The 23,484-nt window shown below is 65.8% G+C and carries 18 protein-coding genes and 1 tRNA gene; 13 read left to right on the top strand and 6 right to left on the bottom strand.

Going from position 1 to position 23,484, the window contains the following annotated elements:
• Window positions 1–388 precede the first annotated feature (388 nt).
• The 4 genes from mprF (at window position 389) to AC13CR_RS09215 (ending at window position 6,629) form a co-directional block, all read left to right on the top strand.
• Window positions 389–2,974 carry a bifunctional lysylphosphatidylglycerol flippase/synthetase MprF gene (mprF, locus tag AC13CR_RS09200; protein ID WP_292958717.1) on the top strand — a complete coding sequence of 862 codons (2,586 nt, stop codon included), beginning with the start codon at window positions 389–391 and terminating at the stop codon, window positions 2,972–2,974.
• A 4-nt stretch (window positions 2,975–2,978) separates the two neighbouring features.
• Entirely contained in the window at window positions 2,979–5,051 is a 2,073-nt protein-coding gene (locus AC13CR_RS09205; RefSeq protein ID WP_292958715.1) for a bifunctional DedA family/phosphatase PAP2 family protein, read from the top strand.
• Between the two features lie 133 nt (window positions 5,052–5,184).
• Window positions 5,185–5,832, top strand: coding sequence for a hypothetical protein (locus tag AC13CR_RS09210; RefSeq protein ID WP_292958713.1), 648 nt, complete (start codon window positions 5,185–5,187; stop codon window positions 5,830–5,832).
• A gap of 5 nt (window positions 5,833–5,837) precedes the next feature.
• On the top strand, window positions 5,838–6,629 hold the full coding sequence (locus AC13CR_RS09215) for a COG4705 family protein (protein ID WP_292958711.1): 792 nt from the start codon (window positions 5,838–5,840) through the stop codon (window positions 6,627–6,629).
• A gap of 172 nt (window positions 6,630–6,801) precedes the next feature.
• Here the strand turns inward: AC13CR_RS09215 and AC13CR_RS09220 are convergent, their stop codons facing one another.
• Window positions 6,802–7,668 carry an MBL fold metallo-hydrolase gene (locus tag AC13CR_RS09220; protein ID WP_446236638.1) on the bottom strand — a complete coding sequence of 289 codons (867 nt, stop codon included), beginning with the start codon at window positions 7,666–7,668 and terminating at the stop codon, window positions 6,802–6,804.
• Between the two features lie 37 nt (window positions 7,669–7,705).
• On the opposite strand from AC13CR_RS09220, the gene AC13CR_RS09225 reads away from it, so the two are divergent.
• The 4 genes from AC13CR_RS09225 (at window position 7,706) to AC13CR_RS09240 (ending at window position 12,350) form a co-directional block, all read left to right on the top strand.
• A complete protein-coding gene (locus AC13CR_RS09225; RefSeq protein ID WP_292958707.1) occupies window positions 7,706–9,058 on the top strand; it encodes an ATP-binding protein in 1,353 nt (450 codons plus the stop codon).
• A gap of 294 nt (window positions 9,059–9,352) precedes the next feature.
• A complete protein-coding gene (gene lon / locus AC13CR_RS09230; RefSeq protein WP_446233375.1) occupies window positions 9,353–11,770 on the top strand; it encodes an endopeptidase La in 2,418 nt (805 codons plus the stop codon).
• Between the two features lie 163 nt (window positions 11,771–11,933).
• On the top strand, window positions 11,934–12,209 hold the full coding sequence (locus AC13CR_RS09235) for an HU family DNA-binding protein (RefSeq protein WP_292958703.1): 276 nt from the start codon (window positions 11,934–11,936) through the stop codon (window positions 12,207–12,209).
• Between the two features lie 66 nt (window positions 12,210–12,275).
• Window positions 12,276–12,350: transfer RNA gene (locus tag AC13CR_RS09240), tRNA-Val, on the top strand.
• A gap of 72 nt (window positions 12,351–12,422) precedes the next feature.
• On the opposite strand, the gene AC13CR_RS09245 is transcribed toward AC13CR_RS09240, so the two are convergent.
• Genes AC13CR_RS09245 through AC13CR_RS09265 form a run of 5 tightly spaced genes read right to left on the bottom strand, consistent with a single transcriptional unit; the run spans window position 12,423 to window position 17,218 of the window.
• Window positions 12,423–12,632 carry a hypothetical protein gene (locus AC13CR_RS09245; protein WP_292958701.1) on the bottom strand — a complete coding sequence of 70 codons (210 nt, stop codon included), beginning with the start codon at window positions 12,630–12,632 and terminating at the stop codon, window positions 12,423–12,425.
• Window positions 12,629–13,984: an amidase gene (locus AC13CR_RS09250; protein ID WP_335661913.1), complete on the bottom strand. Its 1,356-nt coding sequence runs from the start codon at window positions 13,982–13,984 to the stop codon at window positions 12,629–12,631. Before AC13CR_RS09250 ends, AC13CR_RS09245 begins: the two co-directional genes overlap by 4 nt.
• Window positions 13,974–15,392 (bottom strand): TRAP transporter large permease, encoded by a 1,419-nt coding sequence (locus AC13CR_RS09255; RefSeq protein WP_292958697.1) that lies wholly within the window; start codon window positions 15,390–15,392, stop codon window positions 13,974–13,976. The genes AC13CR_RS09250 and AC13CR_RS09255 overlap by 11 nt, the downstream gene beginning before the upstream one ends.
• Window positions 15,393–15,431: 39 nt before the next feature.
• The gene (locus AC13CR_RS09260) at window positions 15,432–16,016 is read right to left on the bottom strand and encodes a TRAP transporter small permease subunit (protein WP_292958695.1); all 585 of its coding nucleotides are present in this window, start codon (window positions 16,014–16,016) and stop codon (window positions 15,432–15,434) included.
• 59 nt (window positions 16,017–16,075) lie between these two features.
• Window positions 16,076–17,218, bottom strand: coding sequence for a TRAP transporter substrate-binding protein (locus tag AC13CR_RS09265; RefSeq protein ID WP_292958693.1), 1,143 nt, complete (start codon window positions 17,216–17,218; stop codon window positions 16,076–16,078).
• A gap of 229 nt (window positions 17,219–17,447) precedes the next feature.
• Between AC13CR_RS09265 and AC13CR_RS09270 the strand changes: the two genes are divergently transcribed.
• The 5 genes from AC13CR_RS09270 to AC13CR_RS09290 all read left to right on the top strand — a co-directional run bounded on the left by AC13CR_RS09270 (window position 17,448) and on the right by AC13CR_RS09290 (window position 23,403).
• Window positions 17,448–18,701, top strand: a complete 1,254-nt coding sequence (locus AC13CR_RS09270) for a PQQ-dependent sugar dehydrogenase (RefSeq protein ID WP_414692191.1) — start codon at window positions 17,448–17,450, stop codon at window positions 18,699–18,701.
• On the top strand, window positions 18,698–19,279 hold the full coding sequence (locus AC13CR_RS09275; protein ID WP_292958691.1) for a c-type cytochrome: 582 nt from the start codon (window positions 18,698–18,700) through the stop codon (window positions 19,277–19,279). Before AC13CR_RS09270 ends, AC13CR_RS09275 begins: the two co-directional genes overlap by 4 nt.
• A 347-nt stretch (window positions 19,280–19,626) precedes the next feature.
• Window positions 19,627–20,124, top strand: coding sequence for a (2Fe-2S)-binding protein (locus AC13CR_RS09280; protein ID WP_292958689.1), 498 nt, complete (start codon window positions 19,627–19,629; stop codon window positions 20,122–20,124).
• Complete coding sequence (locus AC13CR_RS09285) at window positions 20,121–21,170, top strand: FAD binding domain-containing protein (protein WP_335661911.1); 1,050 nt, start codon at window positions 20,121–20,123, stop codon at window positions 21,168–21,170. Before AC13CR_RS09280 ends, AC13CR_RS09285 begins: the two co-directional genes overlap by 4 nt.
• Window positions 21,163–23,403: a xanthine dehydrogenase family protein molybdopterin-binding subunit gene (locus AC13CR_RS09290; protein WP_482900789.1), complete on the top strand. Its 2,241-nt coding sequence runs from the start codon at window positions 21,163–21,165 to the stop codon at window positions 23,401–23,403. Before AC13CR_RS09285 ends, AC13CR_RS09290 begins: the two co-directional genes overlap by 8 nt.
• The last annotated feature ends 81 nt before the right edge of the window (window positions 23,404–23,484 follow it).

Here is a 23,484-nt window from a genome sequence, read left to right on the forward strand (position 1 = left end):
GAATCCCCTCTGTTGTCGTTCCCCGGTTCGACGGCCGAAACCGGATCGGAAAACGCGCCGAGCCGGTGGATTCGGGCGGCGCAGCCCGCGTCTTCCCCCGCCTTCTGCCTATCGCAAGACGGCGCCCGGGCGAAGACATGATCGCGGCCGGCGGGGCGCGGGAACCGCGGTCCTGTTGCCGGCCCGCATCCCCTGCTTTCCGCTGCGGCGGGGCAATTTTCGGTTATCCGGTGGCAATGGCAGCGGCTCGCCAGGGCGAAACCCCTTTCAACGGGCTTACTTTTTTGTAAGAAGCGGGCCCAGGCCGCATTGACGCTTGGCAAGTCCGCCCCGCTTTGGGTAAGCCCGCAGCGATCCGTGAACGTTTCGAACAAACTGGTGTCCGCGCATGGTCCGACCGAGCCTTCAGTCCCTGCGAAGCGCGGCGCCCGTCCTGATCGGGGCGGCGTTATTCGCACTGGGTCTCTACGCGCTCTATACCTTGCTGAAGCCCGTCAGCCTGGCCGATGTGGCGGCGCAGATCAGGTCCACACCGGTGGCGAGCCTTGGCGCCGCCCTGGGCGCGACGGCGACAGGTTATGTCGCGCTGATCTTCTATGACTGGTTCGGGCTGCGCTTCATCGGCAAGCGCCTTGATCGCGGGATCGTCGCGCTTGGTGGCTTTCTGGGCTATGCCTTCGGCAACACGATCGGTGTCAGCGTCGTGTCCGGCGGCGCGGTAAGATACCGCATCTATTCGGCCGTCGGCCTGAACGCGTTCGAGGTCGCGGCCGTCTCGGGCTATATCGCGCTGGCCCTGGGGACCGGCCTGACGCTGCTCGGGGTGGTCGCGCTGGCCATCAATCCCGGCGCGATCGGCGCCTATCTGCCCTATGCGCCGGGAACCATCCAGATGGTCGCAGGGACCATCGCGGCGGTTTCCGTGCTGATGATCGGCTGGATGTCCGCGACCCAGCGCAGCCTTGCCATCCGCGGCCACCGGTTGCGACTGCCCCCGCCCGCCGATCTTGCCGGACAGCTTGTCGTCACCCTCATCGACGTCGCGGCGGCATCCTTTGCGCTGTGGATCCTGCTGCCGGCGGGCAAGCCCGACTATGCCAGCTTCGTCGCGGTCTATGCCGCCGCGACCATGCTCGGCGTGCTCAGCCATGTTCCGGGCGGGATCGGCGTCTTCGAGACGGTGGTGATCGGAACGCTGCCCGCCTCGGTGCCGGTCGGTGACGCCGCTGCGGCGCTGCTGCTGTTCCGGCTGATCTATTACCTGGTGCCCTTCGCACTGGCATTCGTCCTGGTCGGGCTGAACGAGGCCCGGCTGGCAAGCGGACTTGGCTCGCGGCTGGTGGGGCGGGCTCCGGGAATGCAACCCGCGCTTGCCACGCTGCGTGGATTTTCGCCCGGTCTGGTCGCGGTGGTCGCATTCGGTTTCGGGGCCTACCTGCTTCTGGTCACGATGCTGCCGTCGGTCCGCGCCAACGCCATCGCCGAGGGCGACCTGGTCGGAGCCGTGCTGCTGGAAGGGGGAACCATCGCCTCTGCCGTGGCCGGGATCGCGCTGATCATCGTGTCGCATGGCCTGGCCCGCCGGGTATCGTCGGCCTGGTGGTTCGCCATCGGTGCCCTGCTGGCTGGGTCCGTTGCCTCGCTGCTCAACGATTTCGGTTACGAGAATGCGGCCTTCCTGGCCTTCGGCGCGCTTTTGCTGTTGCCGTTCCGCAAGGCCTTCGATCGCCCCGGCCGGCTGACAGCGGGCGTGTTCGAGCCGCGCTGGTTCGCGACGGTCGTCGGCGTCGGCCTTGCGGCGGCAACTTTCTTCTTTTTCGTGCACAAGGCGGTTCCCTATTCCAATGACCTCTGGTCCGAGTTCTCGCGAAGCTCGAACACGCCGCGGGCGCTGCGGGCCGGGCTGGTGGCGACGGCGCTGATGTTCTTCTTCGGGATCTATCTGCTGACCCGGCCCGTCGGCCATACACCACCGCGCGATGCCGATGCCGAAACCCTGTCGCGCGCGGCCCGATTGTGCGGCGAGGCCCAGGATCCGCAATGCTGGCTTGGCCAGACCGGCGACAAGCGGTTCCTGTTTTCCGAATCCGGCAATGCCTTCGTCATGTATGGGGTTCGCGGACGATCCTGGATCGTGCTCGGCGATCCGGTTGGCGATCCGGACGAATTCGAGGCGCTCGTCTGGTCCTTTCTCGAATACGCCGCCCAGTCAAACGGGCGGCCCGTCTTCTACGAGATCAGCGGACGCAACCTCGCGCTGTGGGTCGAAATGGGGCTGACGCTGCACAAGACGGGCGAGGAAGCGATCATCCGCCTGTCCGATTTCAGCCTCTCGGGCGGCCGGTTCAAGACCATGCGCGCCGCGATGAACAAGCGCCAGCGGGACGGTTATGAATGCGCGCTTCTGTCCGCGCCGCACGACCCCGCGCTGATGGCCGAACTGCGCCAGATCTCGGAGGCCTGGCTTGGCGGCAAGGCCGGTCACGAGAAGGGCTTTTCGGTCGGCCGGTTCGACCCGGACTATCTGGCGCTGTTCGACATCGCCGTGGTGCGCAAGGATGGCCGCATCGCAGCCTTTGCGAATATCATGGAATCCTGTGGCGGGCGGCGGGTCAGCGTCGATCTGATGCGATACCTGCCCGGAGAGGCTTCGGGCCTGATGGAATACATGTTCCTCTGCCTGATCCAGCACTACAAGGCGCGCGGCGCCGAAGAATTCAGCCTTGGCACAGCGCCGTTGTCGGGCCTGTCCGAACGTTCGGTCGCGCGATCCTGGAATCGCTTTGGCGGGCTGATCTATCGTCATGCGCGCGCCTTCTACAACTTCGAGGGCCTGCGCGCCTTCAAGCAGAAATTTCAGCCCGAATGGCGCCCGCGCTATCTGGCGCTGCCACCCAATGTGTCACCCATGCTTGCAATGGGCGATGTCGCGCTGCTGATTGCGGGTTCGGCGCGCGGACTGATTTCAAGATAGGCCGATGAACCTTTCACTTGATCAAATTCTTCCCTCGCTCCAGGCGCTTGGCGTTCTTGGCTACTGGCTCATCGGTCTTGCATCGATGCTCGAGGCGTTCTTCCTGACCGGGGTCGTGGTTCCCGGAACCCTGATCGTGGATGCCGGCGGCGTTCTGGTGCAGCGGGGTCTTCTGGATTTCTTCGATCTGGTCTGGTTCGTCGCGATCGGCTCTGTCCTCGGTTCGGAACTGGGCTACTGGATCGGCAGGCTGGCCATGAACCGGCTGCCCGGCCGGCGTCGGATCGGCGATTCGGCCGCCTTTGCACGGGCTACCCGCCTGTTTGAAAGACGCGGCGGAATGGCGCTGATCATCGGCCGCTTTCTGGGGCCGGTCGCAGGTCTCGTACCGCTGGCCGCCGGCATGGCGGGAATGAAGCGACGCCAGTTTCTGATCTGGAACCTGGCGGGCAGCCTTCCCTATGCGCTGAGCCATGTCGCCATAGGCTATTTTCTGGGCGACGTCATGGGCAGGATCGGCGGATCGCTGACGCGCCTCGCCGTCCTGGGCGGCGGTGTCGGCCTGTTGCTGATCGTGCTTTGGGTCATGCTTTATGCGGCGCTGCGGCTGGTTCCCCTGGCATGGGCGGTCATTTCTGCCGCCCTCGGCAATCTGGCCGACAGCCCCGCGATCGGGAGACGCATCGCAGCCCACCCGCAAGCGGCGCGTTGGGTTCTGGCCCGTTTCGACGGCACCTCCTTCACCGGATTGCCGCTGAGTCTTCTGATGGTGATCTTCTTTTATATCGGCGCGGTCTGGCTGGATTCCGCCGTCGATTTCCTGGCTGGCAACCCGATGCTTCAACTCGACATGCGGCTGGCCCAGCTGATCCACCACTTCCAGTCGCCGGGGCCGATCCGGATCGCCTCGCTGATCACTGCATTGGGGGGATGGCATGTCGTGGTGCCGGTCTTCGGCGCGGCGATGCTGTGGCTGCTGCTGTCCGGTCGGCGCGCGCTTGCCGCGGGGCTGGCCGTATCGGTGATCGGGAACACGATCTCGGTGGCCTTGCTGAAGCTTGCCTTCGCGCGACCGCGTTCCCCGCTGGGCGTCTTCGCCGAAACCTCGGGCAGCTTTCCGTCGGGTCATGCGGCCGCGTCGGTCGCGGCCTACGGGATGATTCTCTATGTCATCTGGCGGGCCGGAAGGCTGCGCGCCGAGACGGCGCTTCTGCTGGCGGGTTTTCTGGCCTTCGCCATTGGCGGAAGCCGGATCTATCTGATCGAGCATTACCTCAGCGATGTCCTGAACGGCTGGCTGGTCGGCGCGCTGTGGGTCACCATGGGCGTGGCCATCGCCGAATGGCGGCTGTCGGAACGGCCCGAGCCGCACCGGGGCGCCCGCGGATCCGCGAGGATCGTGGGCGTTGCGCTGATCCTGGGACTGATCGGCCTGGCCGCCGCGAATGTCTGGCGCTATGACCATCCGCGCAATACCCCGACCCAGACGGCCGATCGGATCCTGCCGGATGCCGGGGGCCTGGCCGGGATCGCGGGGCTTCCCGCCTCGACGGAATCGCTGATGGGATCGCCGGTTCATCCCATCTCGCTGATCGTCCTTGCGCGGGACGAAGCCGCCCTGTCCGAGGCCATGCGGGCAGCGGGTTGGGACGCATCCCGGTTGCCCTCGGCCGGCCTTGTCTTCGACGCCCTCTATGCCGCCCTCGCCGGCGAGGAAGACCCGACCATCGAGACCGTGTCGCATTTCTGGCGCGGCCAGCCGAACGATCTGGCTTTCGTCCAGCGGCGGCCGGATGGTGCAACACGGTCGATCGCCGCTCCGAAGGCACGGTTCTGGCGCAGCGAATATGTCACCGCCCAGGGATTTCGCGCCTTTTTCGGGACCGTCGGGCAGGACGAGGCCGCGGAGCCAGGATCCGGGCGGCCCTTCGCGTCCGACCCCGCCATTCGCGACCGGCTGGAACAACAGCTTCTTGCCCTGCAGGCGACCCGTGTGACCCGCATCGCGCTGCCACGGCCGCGCGATGCCGCCGCGACGGCAGAACAGGCTGACGCGGTCGTTTTGGCCCTGCCCTGACCGGCCACGCACCAAGGCGGCGCGGGCTTACCAAACCGTAAGAACCGCGTCAGACCTTGCGGGAAAGATTCTGTCATCTCTTGCGCTGCGGACCTCGGATCGAGGCCGCCTTGAACAAGACAGGATGCTTTTCATGAACGCCACCTTTCGAAACCTGCTCTTGTCGGCGGTGCTGATCGCCGTTCCGGCCGGCGGGTTCACCCTGGCCGAGATGTATATCTCGCCGACAGCGCAGGACGCTTCTGCCACGCAGGCCTCGGCCGGTCTTGGCGATCTGTCCGCCTACAAGACCATCGTGACCGACACGCAGGCCATCGCCGCCACCGGCGATTACACCGCGGCCGAGCGCCGGATCACCGATCTCGAAACCCTGTGGGACAAGAACGCCGCCGCCCTCCGCCAGGGCGATCGTGGCGCTTGGAACAACGTCGACGCGGCCGCGGACGGCGCCTTCAAGGCGCTGCGCGCCGATGCGCCGGACAAGGCGACGGTCGATGTGGCGCTGGCCAGGCTGGCCACGACGCTGGACGCCCCCGCCGCAACCACGGCCGCGGCCTCGGGCCCGGTTCAGTATGTCTCGGGCATTGCCGTCACCGACCAGAGCGGACGCGCCCTGCCCTGCGAAGAACTGATCGGGCAATTGCGCGACGCGATCGGCACGACCACGCCGACCACCGCTGTCAGCGGTCTGCAAGCCAAGGCGCTGGAACGCTGCAATGCCGACGATGATGCCCGAGCCGACGCCTATTCGGCGCAGGCACTGGCCCAAATCAAGGGATGAAGACCATGAGCGACGCAACTTTCACCGATATCGACCGCCCGCTTGCGCAATCCGCCCGGATCAACCGGGTTCCCGAAGTCACCCCCGGCTTCTGGCTGATCAAGCTGACTGCCGTGACCATGGGCGAGACCGCCGCCGATCTGCTGGCCGTCAATCTGGGCCTCGGACTGGGAAAGACGACACTTCTGATGACCGCCATCCTGATCGCGGCGATGATCTGGCAGTTCCGTCAAAGGGCCTATGTGCCCGCCGTCTACTGGATCGCCGTGGTGCTGATCTCGGTGGTCGGCACGCTGATCACCGACAACATGACCGACGCCTTCGGTATCCCGCTGATCGATTCGACCATCGGTTTCACGCTGGCGCTGGCCGCGACCTTTGCGGTCTGGTACGCGGTCGAACGGACGCTGTCGATCCACGAGGTCTTCACCTTCCGACGCGAGGCCTTCTACTGGCTGGCGATCCTGTTCACCTTCGCGCTTGGCACGGCGGTGGGCGACCTGATCTCCGAGGCCTTCGGGGTCGGCTTTGCCGGAACCGGCGTGCTGTTCGGGCTGATCATCGCGTCGCTGGCGCTTGGCTATTTCGCCTTGGGTCTGGACGGGATGTGGGCCTTCTGGCTGTGCTACATCTTCACCCGGCCGCTTGGTGCCTCTATCGGCGACTTTCTGGCACAGCCGACCGAGTTCGGCGGCCTGGGCCTCGGCACCGTGATCACCAGCTTCGTCTTCCTGATCGTGATCGCCTCGACCGTCTTCGTGATGACCACGAAGGCCGCGCCCGAACTGGCCGAATGAGCCACTAATCCGGCAAGCTTCGTGCCGGCCTGACACCACCTTGCCGCCGCCCCGCCTGTCATGGGGGGCGGCGGTCCGGCGCTACCGGCCGCAAGGTGCGTGATCCGCGGACAGGCTTGCCCTGTGCGCGGATATCCTCGCCCGACGTCCGGCAGGCACCGGGCGACCCGCATCAAGCGATGCGAAAGACGCTGCCCGGACCGATCGCAGTATCGGTCGCGACCGCGCCGATCTCGGCCAGCGCAATCAGGTGGGCCAGGCAGTTGCGCGCCGCCGCGGGCAACAATCCCGGCGCAATGTCCTGGTAGAGACGCTGCGCGAGGCCGTCTGCGGTATCGGATCGCCGGCAAAGCGCGGCCAGGATCTGGGCGCTGCGTTCCCGCCGGTGGACAACCAGTTCGGCCAGCCTGACGGCGGGGTTTTCGATCGCGTCGCCGTGGGCAGGCAGCATCCGGCGCGGCGCAAGCGCGTCAAGCCGCGCAAGCGAGCGCAGGTAATCGATCAGATCCCCGTCCGGCGGTGAGATGATGGTCGAGGCCCAGCCCATCACGAGATCGCCGCAAAAGACCTGATCGCCCCACAGAAAGCACAGATGGCTGGCGGCATGGCCGGGCATGTGCAGGGCCTGCAGGCGCCAGTCCGGACTTTCGATCCAGTCGCCGTCGCGAAGCACCCGATCGGGCGCGAAATGGCGGTCCAGCCCCTCGCCGCCGCCCTCCATCCCCGCCGCCGCGAGCCGGCGCATCACCGCCGAGCGGCCCGATTCGGCGGCACCAAAGGCCAGCACCGGCGCCTGCGTCCGGCGCGACAGCGCCAGGGCGCCCGCGGAATGGTCGCGATGGGCATGGGTCACCAGGATATGGGTGATCGGTCCGGGTGCCGCGTCCAGGATCGCATGCAGATGGCCGGGATCGTCGGGGCCGGGATCGATGACCGCGACATGATCGCGGCCGATCAGGAAGCTGTTGGTTCCCGGCCCGGTCAACGGCGAGGGGTTCGGCGCAAGGATGCGCAGCGGCTCTTTCGGATCGGCGCTCATCGTCATAGCCTAGCGTGGCGCGAAAGGGGTTGCCACGTTGAACCACACAGAGACCAGTTGGCTGAAAGGGCTGTTTCCGCGCGGGCTTTATGGACGGGCGGCGCTGATCCTGATCCTGCCGGTGGTCGTGATCACCCTGGTCGTCAGCGTGATGATCCTTCAGCGCCATTTCGAGGGTGTCACCCGGCAGATGACAGCCAGCATGGCGCGCGAACTGGACTTCGTGCTGCGACGCATGGACCGCGCCGAAAACTTGGCCACCGCGAAGCTGGCGGGACAATCCATCGCCGCGCCGCTGGGCTTGCGGCTGCAGCTTCCGGCGCCGGAGCGGCAGGGCGACAGCCGGGTCTTCTACGATTTCTCGGGTCGGGTGCTGATCCGCGAATTGCGCAACAATGTGCCCGGCATCACCGCCATCGACCTGGTCGGCGACGACAGCGTCGTGGCGGTCACCCTGACGGGCCGCTACGGCCCCTTCTCGGTCACCTTCGACCGCACCCGCGTGACCGCCACCAATCCGCACCAGTTATTCGTCCTGATGATCTTCACCTCGCTGCTGATGAGCGGGATCGCCGTGGTCTTTCTGCGCAACCAGTTGCGGCCGATCCGCAGGCTGGCACGGGCGGCCGAGGAATACGGAAAGGGACGCGTGGTCGCCTACAGGACTGCCGGCGCGACCGAGGTCCGCAGCGCCGGCACCGCGTTTCTGGACATGCGCAACCGGCTGGAACGGCAGAACGAACAGCGCAAGATGATGATGTCGGGGATCAGCCACGATCTGCGGACGCCGTTGACGCGGATGCAGCTTGGGCTGTCGATGATCTCGACCGACATTCCGCCCGATGCCGATGACATCGCCGCGATGCAGGCCGATCTGGCCGAGATGAACCGCATGATCGACGCATTTCTGGACTATGCCCGCGACGATGCCCGGGAAAGCCCGGCCGAGGCGATCAACGTGGCCGATTTCCTCGGCGCAATCGCCAGCGATGGGCAACGGGCGGGCCATGATGTCCTGCTGCTGGGGGTCAGCGGCGATCCGCAGGGCCAGGCGACCTTTCGCCGCGACATGCTGCGGCGCGCGCTTGAAAACCTGATCGGCAATGCCGTCCGCTATGGCAGCCGGGCCGAGATCGACGCGACCCTGGGCCCGCGCAGCCTGCGGATCGGGGTCGAGGATGACGGGCCGGGAATACCCGACGACAGCCTGGAGGCCGCGATGCGCCCCTTTACCCGGCTGGATCCGTCGCGCAACCGCAACAGCGGGCAAGGCGCGGGGCTGGGGCTGGCAATCGCGGCCGATGTCGCGCGCGGGCATGGCGGTCAGTTGCGGCTGGGCCGCGGCGCGCGGCTGGGCGGATTGCGGGCCGAGATCGTGATCCCCCGCTGACGGCGCTGGCCGCGCTTCGCGATGCAGGTGCGGGGCGTCCTGCGGGATCCGGTGCGGGACCTGCCTGGCAGGGCGTCGGCCGGGCCCGCAATCCGGCAGACGCCATCCCGGATTTCCGATTGCGCGCCCGCCGGACTTACATCCATTTGCGTCCCGCCGGCGGTGTCACATAATATGTGGTATTCTCTCCGTCATATTGAACGCGGCCCGTGCCGCGCCTAGATTGTCGCGATGCAGGGGCCGTGCGTCGCCATGACGGGGCCACGGCTTCGGGCAGGAAAGGAACGCAAAGCAATGAACGAATTCGCTTCTCAGACCTATCCGGTGCTGCCTTTGCGCGACATCGTGGTGTTTCCTCACATGATCGTGCCGCTGTTCGTGGGCCGCGAGAAATCGGTCCGCGCGCTGGAGGCGGTGATGGAATCGGACAGCCCGATTCTGCTGACCGCGCAGAAGGACGCCTCGGTCGACGAACCCGACGAAGACGGTATCTATCGCACCGGCGTTCTGGCCAACGTGCTGCAATTGCTGAAATTGCCCGACGGCACCGTCAAGGTGCTGGTCGAGGGGCAGGAGCGCGTGCAGATCACCGATTTCGTGCCGAACGAGGATCATTTCGAAGCCTCGGCCATCGTCCTTGCCGAAAGCCGGGGCGACGAAGCCACGCTGACCGCCCTGGTGCGCACCGTCGCCGAGGAATTCGAGCGTTACGTCAAGGTGCGCAAGAACATTCCCGAAGAGGTCGTCACCGCCGTCGCCGAGGCGAAGGAACCCGGCAAGCTGGCCGATCTGGCCGCCGGCCACATGGGCATCGACCTGGACAAGAAACAGGAATTGCTGGACACGCTGGACGTGGCCGCACGGCTGGAAAAGGTCTATTCGATGATGCAGGGCGAAATGTCCGTGCTGCAGGTCGAAAAGAAGATCAAGTCGCGCGTCAAGACCCAGATGGAGAAGACGCAGCGCGAATACTACCTGAATGAGCAGATGAAGGCCATTCAGAAGGAACTGGGCGATGGCGAGGACGGCCAGAACGAGCTGGCCGAGCTGGAAGAAAAGATCGCCGCGACCAAGTTCAGCAAGGAAGCCCGCGAAAAGGCGGAATCCGAGCTGAAGAAGCTGAAGTCGATGTCGCCGATGTCGGCCGAGGCCACGGTCAGCCGCAATTACCTGGATTGGCTGCTGGCGCTGCCCTGGGGCGTGAAGTCGCGCACCAGAAAGGATCTGTCCAAGGCGGAACAGGTGCTGGACGCGGATCACTATGGGTTGGAAAAGGTCAAGGAACGGATTGTCGAATATCTGGCGGTGCAGAACCGGTCGACCAAGCTGAAGGGGCCGATCCTGTGCCTTGTCGGGCCTCCGGGTGTCGGCAAGACCTCGCTGGGCCGGTCGGTCGCGCGGGCGACGGGGCGGGAATTCATCCGCATCAGCCTGGGCGGCGTCCGTGACGAATCCGAGATCCGGGGCCACCGCCGCACCTATATCGGCTCGATGCCCGGCAAGATCATCCAGGCGCTGAAAAAGGCCAAGACGACCAACCCGCTGATCCTGCTGGATGAAATCGACAAGATGGGGCAGGATTTCCGTGGCGACCCGGCCAGCGCGATGCTGGAGGTGCTGGATCCCGAACAGAACGCGACCTTCGTCGATCACTATCTCGAGGTCGAATACGACCTGTCGAACGTGATGTTCGTGACCACCGCCAACAGCTACAACATGCCCGGACCGCTGCTGGACCGGATGGAGATCATCCCGCTGGCCGGCTATACCGAGGACGAAAAGCGCGAGATCGCCAAGCAGCACCTGCTGCCCAAGCAGATCAAGGCCAACGGCCTGCGCAAGGGCGAATTCAGCGTCAGCGACGCGGCCCTGACCCATGTGATCCGCTATTACACCCGCGAGGCGGGGGTGCGGTCGCTGGAACGCGAGATTGCCAAGCTGGCGCGCAAATCCGTGACCGAGATCCTGAAGGGCAAGGTCAAGTCCGTCGAGGTGACGCCCGAGAAGGCCGAGGAATATCTGGGCGTGCGGCGGCATCGCTACGGCCTGGCCGAGAAAGAGGATCAGGTCGGCGTCGTCACCGGGCTGGCCTGGACATCGGTCGGCGGCGATCTGTTGCAGATCGAGGCGCTGCGCCTGCCCGGCAAGGGTCGGATGAAGACGACCGGCAAACTGGGCGACGTGATGAAGGAATCGATCGACGCGGCCTCCAGCTTCGTGCGCTCGATCTCGCCCGAAATCGGGGTGAGGCCGCCGGAATTCGACAAGCGCGACATCCATGTCCACGTTCCCGAAGGCGCCACGCCCAAGGACGGGCCCTCGGCCGGGGTGGCGATGGTGACCTCTGTCGTGTCGGTGATGACCGGCATTCCGGTCCGCAAGGACGTCGCGATGACCGGTGAGGTCACCTTGCGCGGCAACGTCCTGGCCATCGGCGGGTTGAAGGAAAAACTGCTGGCGGCGCTGCGCGGGGGTATCAAGACGGTGCTGATACCGGCCGACAACGAAAAGGATCTGGCCGAAATCCCCGACAACGTGAAGACCGGACTGACGATCATCCCGGTCGGCAATGTCCGCGAGGTCCTGAAACGCGCCCTGGTTCGGATGCCCGACCCGGTCGAGTGGGACGAGGCCGCCGAAGAGGCCGCCGAGGCGGCGCGAATCGCCTCGGGCCAGGGGGGCGAAAAGGGCGGGGCCACGGTCGCGCATTGATCGCCGCAACTTGCAGTTGGTGAACTTGGCAGCCGCCGGGTCAGGGTTTTCCTGGCCCGGCGCTTTCTTTTCACGGAACTTGGGCGATTCATAATTGACCAATGGTTAATTGATGCGCCACGCTAAACCGAATGTTCCGGTTTTGTGATTGAGGGGTTGGGAAATGGTGAAAAGCGACGGGGCGGCACCGAAAAATCCGCAGCCTGCACGGGTTGTCCAGAAAAAGGATTTCGTCGAGCGGGTTCTGGCAGCGACCGGCGCGAAGAGGTCCGAGGCGCGGCCGATCATCGACGCGACACTGGCACAGCTTGGCGAGGCCCTGTCGGCCGGACAGACGCTGGCGGTGCCGCCTCTGGGCCGGGGCCGGGTGAATCTGGAAAAGGATCTGCGCGGCGGCGACGTGATCACGCTGCGCCTGCGCCGCAAGCCCGCATCCTGACACGCGGCATTTCGCGCCGATCCGGTCTTGCATCGTCAGCACCCTGCGGCTAAAAGCCCGTCCACCGGGTGATTAGCTCAGCGGTAGAGCGCTTCGTTCACATCGAAGATGTCGGCGGTTCAAATCCGTCATCACCCACCATCAAACATTCCGACCCAAGACTCGGCTGGGGCCGCAAGGCGAAAGCGGCCCCGTTCATTCTGGCGGAGAAGATCAGCCTCCGGCACCGTTTTCCGTGTCATCCTGGCCGGTGTGATCTTTGCGGTCGTGACTGCGCATGACCGCCGCCATGTCGATTCCCGCGAAGATCAGCGTCAGCAGGACGACACCGCCAAGATCCAGCCGTGGCACATGCCAGACCAGAATGATCAGAAACGCCGCAAGAACGACGAAGGCCAGCAGGGCCAAGATCCTGTCCGTCATCCGAACCTCCTCGATTCGCTTTCTTCGGACGCGTCGAGGCGTGCAGTCAGCCATGCCGCGACGCGCAGAAGCCGCGCATCCTCGCCGCGCCGTCCGATCAGCTGGACACCCATCGGCAGGCCGTTTTCATCCGCCAGCAGGGGCAGGCTGATCGCCGGCACACCGCACAGGGTCCAGGGCCCGTTCATGGCGGCCGAGCCGGTGCTGCCCTCGCCGATGGCCGGGGCGGGTCCGGTCGCAGCCGGGCACAGGATCGCGTCGCAGCGGCTGAGCAGGTCGTCCAGCCCCGCATTCAGCACCTGACGCCAATCAAGCGCCGCAAGGTAATCACGCGCCAGGATCCCCTGTCCTTCGGTCAGGGCGGCGCGCATCTGCGGCGACAGCGCCGCGGCGCCGCGCCGTTCCAGCGGATAATAGCATCGCGCCATCTCGGCCAGATTGATGCGGCGGCGGATCGATTCGGCCTCGGCGAAGGCGGGGGGCAGATCGACGCCGTGGGCGCGGTCGCCCAACTCGGCGGTCAGTTCGGCCATTGCCTGCTGCATCGGCGATTCGGCCCCCGGCAGGCTGACCACCGCCAGCAGCGGCGGCAGCGGCGGCTGCTGCATGGCAGCGTCAGAAAGGCGCGGGACCGGCTGCATCGCGGTCGCCTGATCCTGCGGGTCGTGGCCTGCCATCGCCTCGACCAGCAGCGCGACATCCTCGAGCGAACGCGCGAAGCCGCCCACCGTATCCAGAAACGGCGATTGCGTCAGAACTCCGGTCCGGCCGATCAGGCCGAAGCTGGGCTTGAAGCCGACCGTGCCGCAATAGGAAGCCGGGCGAATTACCGAGCCGCCGGTCTGGGTCCCCACCGCCAAAGGCACCTGCCCCGAGGCGACCGCCACCGCCGATCCCGATGAGGAACCGCCGGGCGTCCGCTGCGGGTCGTGCGGATTGCGCGCCTGCGAGGGCGCCAGATACGCCAGTTCGGTCGTCGCCGTCTTGCCGATGACGACCGCGCCCGCCGCGCGCAGCCTTGCGACCAGATGGGCATCCTCGGGCGGGACGCGGCCCTTTTCGACCGGGGTTCCGCGTTCCGTCGGCATCCCTGCCGTGTCGATCACGTCCTTGATTCCCACCGGCACGCCATGCAGCGGACCGATCGCCGCGCCGGCCTTGCGTCGGGCGTCAAGCGCCCGTGCCTGTGCCACGGCGTCCTGGCCATCGACGAAGGCCCAGGCCCGCAATTGCGGCTCGGTCTCGGCGATGCGTTTCAGACAGGCGGCGGTGGCCGCCTCGGCCGACAGCGCGCCCGAGGCGATCAGGTCGCGAAGGGCGCGCGCGCCCAGGGAGACCGGATCATGAGCCATAGATCATCCTGGGCAGCACGAAGACGATATCGGGCCAGATATACATGAGCGCCATGGCCATGAAGACCATCAGCAGGAACGGCATCACACCCGAGAAGATGTCGGTCAGCTTGACCTCGGGCGGGGCTATCCCCTTTAGGTAATAGGCCGACATCGCCATCGGCGGGGTCAGGAACGAGGTTTGCAGGTTCAGCGCCACGAGGATGCCGAAGAACAACGGATCGATGTCGAACAGCGGCAACAGCGGCAGGAAGATCGGCACGAAGATGATGATGATCTCGGACCATTCCAGCGGCCAGCCCAGCAGGAAGATGATCAGTTGCGCCAGCAGCAGGAATTGCAGCGGCGTCAGGTCCAGCCCGCCGACGAATTCCGCGATCACCTGTTCGCCCCCCAGATAGGAGAAGACCGACGAGAAGGTGTAGGATCCGACGAACAGCCAGCAGACCATCGCCGTGGTGCGCACGGTCAGATAGACGGATTCGCGCAACCGCTGGAACGTCATCGCGCGATAGATCACCGCCAGAACCATGCCGCCAAGCGCGCCGATCGCCGCCGCCTCGGTCGGTGTGGCCAGACCGAACAGGATCGAGCCCAGGACGGCCAGGATCAGGAAGGCCAGCGGAAAGAACGAGGTGATCAGCATCACGATCAGCCGGCCCGTGGGCACGGTGGGCACCTCGTCCTCGGTCGGGCGCGGCGCGACCGAAGGTTGCAGGATCGACCGGCCGACGACATAGGTCAGATAGAGGCCCACCAGCACCAGTCCGGGCAGCATCGCACCCGCATAAAGGCGCACGATCGACACGCCCGAGGCCGCGGCATAGACGATCAGCATGATCGAGGGCGGAATCAGGATGCCCAGCGTGCCGCCGGCGCAGATGATGCCGCTGGCAAAGCGCGGGTCATAGCGCGCCTTCAGCATTGCCGGCAGCGCCAGCAATCCCATCAGCGTGACCACGGCACCGACGATGCCGGTCGCGGTGGCGAACAGCGCGCAGGTGATCAGCGCGGCCACACCCATCGAACCGGGCATCCGGCGCGAGGCGATCGCCAGCGTCGAGAACAGCCGATCGACGATATTGGCCCGCTCGACCACATAGCCCATGAACAGGAACAGCGGCACCGCCGTCAGCACCTCGTTGGACATGACGGTATAGGTCTGGTTGATGAACAGATCGAAGATGCGGTTGTTGTAGAATCCTTCGAGCCAGGTCCATTTCTGCGTCAGCCAGGCCGCATCCTCGGGCAGCCGGTCCAGCGCACGCCACATGCGCGCGGCATCGAAATAGGCGTAATAGCCAAAGCCGATCCCCAGGGCCATCAGCGTGAAGGCGATGGGAAAGCCCAGAAAGACCAGGAAGATGAATATGCCCAGCATGAACAGGGCAATCTGCGGATCTGTCACGCGCGCGTCTCCGTGCTGGGATCAGTGGGATCAGGCAGGTCAGTCGACATGCACACCGGCCCGCGGCGCCTGATCGCGCAGCAGAAGTTCTTCGGTTTCCTCGACATCCTCGTCGGCCTTGATCCAGACGCCGTCGCGCATGGCGATGATGCTGCGCATCAGCTGCGCCAGACCCTGGATGAACAGCAGGATCCCCGCCGCCACGATGACCGACTTGAATTGATAGATCGGGATGCCGGCGGGGCTGTTCACGCTGACCTCGCCGTATTGCCAGGACCTGCTGGCATATTTCCAGCCCGACAGGATCAGGGCGGTGACACCGGGAAAAAAGAACAGCAGGTACAGGACGAAATCCACCGCGCCCTGCACCCTGACAGGCCAGAGCCGATAGAGGAAATCGCCCCTGACATGGCCGCCGCGCGACAGGGTATAGGCTCCGCCCATCATGAACAGCGTTCCATACATGATGAAGGACACATCCAGCGACCAGCTTGTCGGGCTGTTCAGCACGTAGCGCACGAAGACCTCGTAGCTGACGCCGAAGGTCATCAGCAGAATGAGCCAGCCGAACGACTTGCCGAACCATCCCGACAGGTTGTCGGCGAAGCGGATGAAGGACAGCATGGGAAACCCTTTCGGTCAGGCCCGACCCGCGCTGTGTGGCGGAACGGGCCCTGTCTGATTTAAAGCTTCAGCTCGCCGGGGAAGAAATGTTCGTAGGCCAGCGTGTAGTCGGGCTTGTCCATCAGTTCGTAGAACACCGTGCGCTTGACCCAGTCGCGCTGGCTGTCCAGCACCTTCTTGATGAAGGGATCCTGTTCAAGCGTGGTGATCATCTCGGACCAGGCGTCAAGCTGGGCCGACAGGATGTCCTGCGGGGTCTTGCGCACCGTCACGCCGCCGTCGCGCAGCTTCTGCAGGTCGGACGAATAATTGTCCAGCGCGAAGGCGGTGTTATAGGTCGAAACCGCCTCGACCCCATGTTCCAGGATTGCGCGCAGATCGGGGTCCAGCGTCTCCATCAGGTCGCGGTTGAAGAGAAACTCGAACGCCTCGGAGGCCTGGTGATAGCTGCCCAGATAATAGTTCTTGGCCACGTCCTGAGCGCCGAATCGCATGTCCGAGGACGGGTTGTTGAACTCGAACGCGTCGATGACGCCGCGTTCCATCGCAGGCACGATCTCGCCGCCAGGAAGCTGGGCCACCGACATGCCCATGGATTGCAGCAGATCCGCCGCAAGCCCGACGGTGCGGTACTTGATCCCCTTGATGTCGTCGACCCCGTTGATCGGGTTCTTGAACCAGCCGAAGGGCTGGGCGGGCATCGGAAAGCCGAACATGCCGATCACGTTCAGCCCCATCGAATCCTGCGTCAGTTCGCGATACAGATCCTGGCCGCCGCCCTGGTAGAACCACGACAGCATGTTGGTGGGATCGCCGCCGAAGACCGGGCCGGTGCCGAACAGCGACGCCGCCTTGTTCTTGCCATACCAATAGGCCGCGACCGAATGGGCGATGTCGATCACCCCGTCGCTGACCCCGTCCATGACCTGAAAGGCGCCCACGACCGCGCCTGCCGGCAGCAGGTCGATCTTCAGCCGCCCGCCCGACATCGCCTCGACCCGGTCCACGTATTGCTGCGCCATGGTCTGCCAGATGTCGGACGCGGGCCAGCTGGTCTGCATCTTCAGCACCATCGGCGATTGCGCCAGAACCGCCGGCGCGGCCAGCAGCGTGCTGGCGGCGGCACCGCCGGCGACAGCGCCGCCACGGCGCAGGAACGAGCGCCGCGACACCGGCCCCGCAGTTTCATTCGTCTTGGTCATCGTCTTACCTCCCTGTTCGATCCGGGCCTTCCTCGTGACCCTCTTGCGACCGTGATCGCAAGACTGCCCGCTAAAACACCGATCTGGCAAGCCTTTAGGTGGCCCTTGAAGCATTAAAGATTGATCGGGCCTTATCAGCGACAACCGGCGCGCGATCACGGAATCATTGACGCAACGGCAAGCGACCCTCATCCTGTCATGGTCACAAGATGACACAGGGAGGGATGGAATGAACACGCTCATGCTGGGGGCGGCCGCGGCCGCATTGATGGCGACGGCTGCCGTCGCACAGAATACGGATGTGCCCGACAATCTGGACAAGCTGTCGAACTTCAAATCCACAGGAACGACGGAGTTCACCTATATCGATCAGACCGGCGATTATGCCGACGGAATCAAGAAGACGCTGGAAAAGATCAAGCTGCCGCAGGGCTTCAAGATCGCGCTCTATGCGGTGGTTCCCGACGCCCGCAACATGGCCGTGGGTCCACAGGGCATCGTCACCTTTGTCGGCACCCGCAAGGACAAGGTCTGGTCCATCACCGACCGCAACAAGGACCGCGTCGCCGACGAGGTGAAGGATTTCGCGCCCTCGCTGGCCTTCACCATCCCCAACGGGCCGTGCTTTTCCAAGGACGGCTTTCTTTATATCGCCGAACAGAACCGCGTGCTGCTGTTCCCCGCGGCCGAGTTCTTCTATGAAAGCCCGGATGTGGCGGCATTCAGCGTCCTGAAACAGGGCGATCTGATTCCCCCGGACGAGGAAAGCTTCAACCACACCGCGCGGGTCTGCGACATCGGACCCGACGGCAAGCTCTACATCGCGCTTGGTCAGCCCTTCAATGTCCCCCCACCGGAAAAGATGGAGAAGTATGACAAATACGGGTTGGGCGGCATCATCCGCATCAATACCGACGGAACCGGACGCGAGGTCTTCGCCCGCGGCATCCGCAACTCGGTCGGGATGGATTTCGATCCCGATACGGGCGATCTGTGGTTCACCGACAACCAGGTGGACGGAATGGGCGACGACATTCCACCCGGAGAGATCAACCATGTCACCGAAGCCGGCCAGAATTTCGGCTTTCCGTGGTATGGCGGCGGCGATGTGCGCACCGTCGAATACAAGGATCAGGATCCGCCGGCCGATGTCGTGATGCCCGCCGTCGAGATGACCGCCCATGCAGCCGATCTGGGCATGACCTTCTACACCGGCAGCATGTTCCCGGAAAAATATCGCGGCGCGATCTTCTCGGCCCAGCACGGATCATGGAACCGCACCACTCCGGTCGGCGCGCGGGTCATGGTCACCTATGTCGCCGAGGACGGCAGCGCCACGACCGAACCCTTTGCCGAGGGCTGGATCGACGAGAATGACGAATATCTGGGCCGGCCCGTCGATGTGGCGCAACTGCGCGACGGATCGCTCCTGGTTTCGGACGATCTCGCCGGCGCGGTCTACCGAATCAGCTACGGCGAATGAGGGTCGCGATCCTTTCGATGGCACTGGGCGGGCTGTGGCTCGCCGGTGCCGCCCTGTCGCAAGAGGTCGCGGGCGATCCCGCCTCGGGCCGCAAGCTGGCCGGGCAATGCCGCACCTGTCACGGAATCGAGGGCGCGGCGAAAATGCCCGCCGCGCCCAGCATCGGCGGCGAACCCGCCAGCTTTCTCGCCAGCCAGTTGACTGCTTTTCGCAGCGGCACCCGGCAGAACGAGATGATGTCGGTCGTCGCCGCCGCCCTGTCGGACCAGCAGATCGCCGATCTGGCGGCCTGGTATTCCTCGCAGACGGCGGTGGCGACGCTGACCGCCGATCCCTCGGGCGCACCCGAATCCTGTGTCTCTTGTCACGGGGTGGACGGAATGGGGATGGATGATGACACACCCGATCTGGCGGGCGAAAACAGCATCTATCTGCTGAGCCAGTTGAAGGCGTTCCGTCAGGGCAGCCGCCCCAGCGAGATCATGCAGCCCATCGCCGAAAGTCTCGACGACGATCAGATGCGGGCAGCGGCGGAATGGTATGCCTCGGTCAAGCTGGAGATCGCCAAGCCGGAATGACCGGTCCTGCCGCGCCGGTTGCCTGATGCAGCCGGCGCCCGTTTTCACGGCTCCGCGCAGGCGCGGAAGGCCGCGAAATTCGCGCCGGGCCTTGACCTTTGCCTGACGGCGGCGTTCGATGCCGGCATCGCAAACGGCATCCTTCATTCGAAACAGGCCCCGACCGCAGGGAACGCGGTCCGGTCTTGCGCGTTTCGGGCAAGGTCCATTCCCGGCCGCCAGAACGGAGGCATTCCTCACGATACGCGCAGCAGGCAGGCCGAACTGTCCAGCACCTCGCCACGGGGCCTGATCGCCCCTGGGCGAGATGCCGGTTTCACCCCCACCGCCACATCAAGGGAGGACGCATGTCACTCTCCATCTCTTTCACCGTCAATGGCACGCGGCGCGATTTGACGATCGACGATCCCCGCGTCACGCTGCTGGATCTTCTGCGCGAAAGGCTGGGCCTGCCCGGCACCAAGAAGGGTTGCGATCGCGGCCAGTGCGGCGCCTGCACGGTTCTTGTGAACGGCCGGCGGATCAATTCCTGCCTGACGCTGGCGGCAACGCTGGACGGCGCCCGGATCACCACGATCGAGGGGCTGGCCCAGGGCGATGCGCTGCATCCGGTGCAGACCGCCTTCATCGAAAATGACGGGTTCCAATGCGGCTATTGCACCCCCGGCCAGATCATGAGCGCGGTCGGCCTGATTGCCGAGGCGAGCGCGGGCGAGGACCTCGAACGCATCCGCGAGGGAATGAGCGGCAATCTGTGCCGCTGCGCCGCCTATCACGGCATCACCCGCGCCGTGCAGCAGGCAACCCGCCGCATGGCCGAAGCCGAACAGGAGGGCACGGCATGAAGATGTTCGATTTCATCCGGCCCGCCAGCATCGACGAGGCCATCGCCGCCTGGCGTCCGGGCGCGGCCTGGCTGGGCGGGGGCACCAATCTGGTCGATCTGATGAAGACCGGGGCGGCGCAGCCGGATCGGCTGATCGATCTTGGCCGGCTGCCCGGCCTCGACCGGATCGAGACCGGGGCGGAGGGCGCCACCCGGATCGGCGCGCGGGTCGGCAATGCCGATCTGGCCCGCGACGCCGATTTCGCCCGCCGCTTTCCGATGGTGGCCGAGGCGCTGCTGTCGGGGGCCTCGGGCCAGTTGCGCAATGCCGCGACCGTGGCCGGCAACCTGATGCAGCGCACGCGCTGCCCCTATTTCCAGAACCCCGAGACCGCCTGCAACAAGCGTCGGCCCGGCACCGGTTGCGATGCGCGCGGCGGCGTCGGCGACAATTACGCGGTGCTGGGCTGGAGCGATGATTGCATCGCCACCCATCCGTCGGATTTCTGCGTTCCGCTGGCGGCGCTGGACGCGGTGGTCGAGGTAATCGGCCCGAACGGCGCGCGCGAAATCGCTTTCGCCGATTTTCACCATCTGCCCGGCACGACGCCTGATCGCGAAACGGCGCTGGAACCGGGCGAACTGATCCTGGCCCTGCGCCTGCCCGCCGCCGCGGCGGAATTCGCAGGTCACGCGCGCTATCTGAAACTGCGAGACCGGACCTCTTTCGCCTTCGCCACGGTCTCGGCTGCCGCGGCGCTGAAAATCGAGGGCGGGATCATCACGGGCGCGCGCCTGGCCCTGGGCGCGGTCGCCGCGAAACCCTGGAGGGCCGCCGAGGCCGAGGCACTGCTGACCGGTCACGCGCCCGACGCGGCCCTGTTCGACCGCGCCGCCGAGGCGGCCCTGTCGGATGCCGTGCCGGCGCATGACAATGCCTGGAAGATCCCGATCGCCCGGCGCGTCGCCGCCCGCGCGCTGGCGCTTGCCGCACGGGGCACGCCGGCGCGGATGCCGGCGCTCCCCGCCTCTGTCTTCGCCGGCGAGGAGCCTGCCCATGTCTGATACCATGTCCCGCCCGATGCGCTTCGGATCGAATTCCGGCCAGCCGCTGACGCGGCGCGACGGTCTTGCCAAGGTAACCGGCACCGCGACCTTCGCCGCCGACAACCACCCCCGGAACCTGCTTTACGCGGTCTGTCTGCCGGCCACGATCGCCCGCGGCCGGGTCGCGCATCTGGATGTCGCGGCGGCCGAGGCGCATCCCGGCGTGAGCCATGTGATGACGCCGCAGAACCGCCCGCCGCTTCAGGGCGATCCGTCCGAAAAGCCGACGATGTTCTCGTTCCGCATCGAGGTGCTTCAGGACGACACGGTCCGCTATGCCGGTCAGCCGATCGCCATGGTTCTGGGCGAGACCATCGAAGCCGCGACCGAGGGCGCGCGCCTTCTGAACCCGCGCTACGAGACGATGACGCCCCGCATCGCCCTGGACCAGAACGAGCCGGAGGCGCTGGAGCCCGGCGCCCTTGGCAGACCCGCCGATGTCGAGCATGGCGACATGCAGACCGCCAGGAATTCCGCCGCGCAAGGCATCGACGTGACCTACGAGACCGCGCCGCAATATCACAACGCGATGGAAACGCACGCGGTCGTGGCGCAATGGGACGGCGACCGGCTGATTCTGGACATGCCCAGTCAGGCGCTTGTGCTGTCCTGTGCGAGATACGCACATTTCTTCGGCATTCCGGCCGGCAACGTCACCCTGCGCAGCCCCTTTCTGGGCGGCGGATTCGGGTCCAAGGCGATCCCGACGGGGCCGCAGGTTCTGGCGATCCTGGCCGCAAGGATGACCGGCCGCCCGGTCAAGCTGATGCTGACGCGCCAGCAGATGTTCGGCCCCGTCGGCCATCGCGGCGCCACACGGCAGCGGCTGCGGCTGGGCACCGATGACGCGGCGGCGCTGAGCTTCATCGATCACGAGGGGGTGTCGGAAACCTCCAGTTTCGACGACTTTCTGGAACCGGCCGCGAATGCCTCGCAGGGGCTCTACGCGGCGCAGGCGCTGCGTTCGACCCATCGCGGCGTACGGCTGGATGTCGGCACGCCCAGCCCGATGCGGGCCCCCGGCGAGGCGTCCGGTTCGGCCGCGCTGGAATGCGCGATGGACGAAATGGCCGAGGCGACGGGCCTCGATCCGCTGGAGTTCCGGCTGCGCAATTACGCCAAGACCGAGCCCGGAACGGGCAAACCCTATTCGTCCAAGGCGCTGCGTGAATGCTATGCCGAGGGGGCGCGTCGTTTCGGCTGGTCCCGGCGACCGCTTGCACCGCGCCAGATGCAGGACGCGGACGGGATGCTGGTCGGCTGGGGCATGGGCACGGCGCTGTTTCCCTGCCCCATGTTTGCCGCCGATGCCCGTGCCACCCTGCGCGCCGACGGCACCGCCCTGTTCGAGACATCGGCCGCCGACATGGGACAGGGCGCATGGACGGCGCTGGCCCAGATCGCCGCCGACAGTCTTGGCCTGCCGATCGAGAAGATCGAGTTCCGGTCCGGCAATTCGACCCTGCCCGATGGCGGTATCGCGGGCGGTTCGGGGCATACGGCGACAGCGGGCAGCGCCCTGGATGCATCGGGGCGCGACGTGATCCGCCAGCTTGGCAGCATGGCGGCGGCCGATCCCGCCTCGCCGCTGCACGGCGCGGACAACGCGACCTTCCAGGCCCGCGACGGCCGGATCGAGGTCGAGGGCGACCCCGCGCGCGGCGAGGATCTGGCCGCCATCCTGCACCGAGCGGGACTTGAGCAACTGGAAGGCCAGGGCAGCGCCTTTCGCAAGCCGGAAGATGCCGAAAACCGTGCCATGAACGCACATGGCGCCGTCTTCGCCGAGGTGAAGATCGATCCCGACCTGTGCCAGATGCGCGTGACCCGTCTGGTCGGCGCCTTCGCGGCGGGACGGATCATCAATCCGCGTCTCGCCGAAAGCCAGCTGATGGGCGGCATGATCTGGGGCGTCTCGTTCGCGCTGCACGAAAAGGCGCAGCACGATCCCCGCACCGGACGGATCATGAACGCCGATTTCGCCGGCTATCACATACCGGTCAACGCCGATATCCGCGATCTGGAGGTGATCACCATCCACGAGGATGATCCCTATGTGAACGCGCTTGGCATCAAGGGCGTGGGCGAGATCGGCATCACCGGAACCGTCGGCGCCATCGCCAATGCCATCTGGCACGCGACAGGACGGCGGATCAGGCATTTCCCGATCCGGATCGAGGATCTTCTCTGAACCATGCCCATGCCCATGCCCGGGCCCTGTCGGGCGCCCCGCCGCCGTCCCTCATCGCCCGTTCGATCCCGCTGCGCGCGC

The sequence above is a fragment of the Paracoccus sp. L-17 genome (assembly GCF_056857655.1).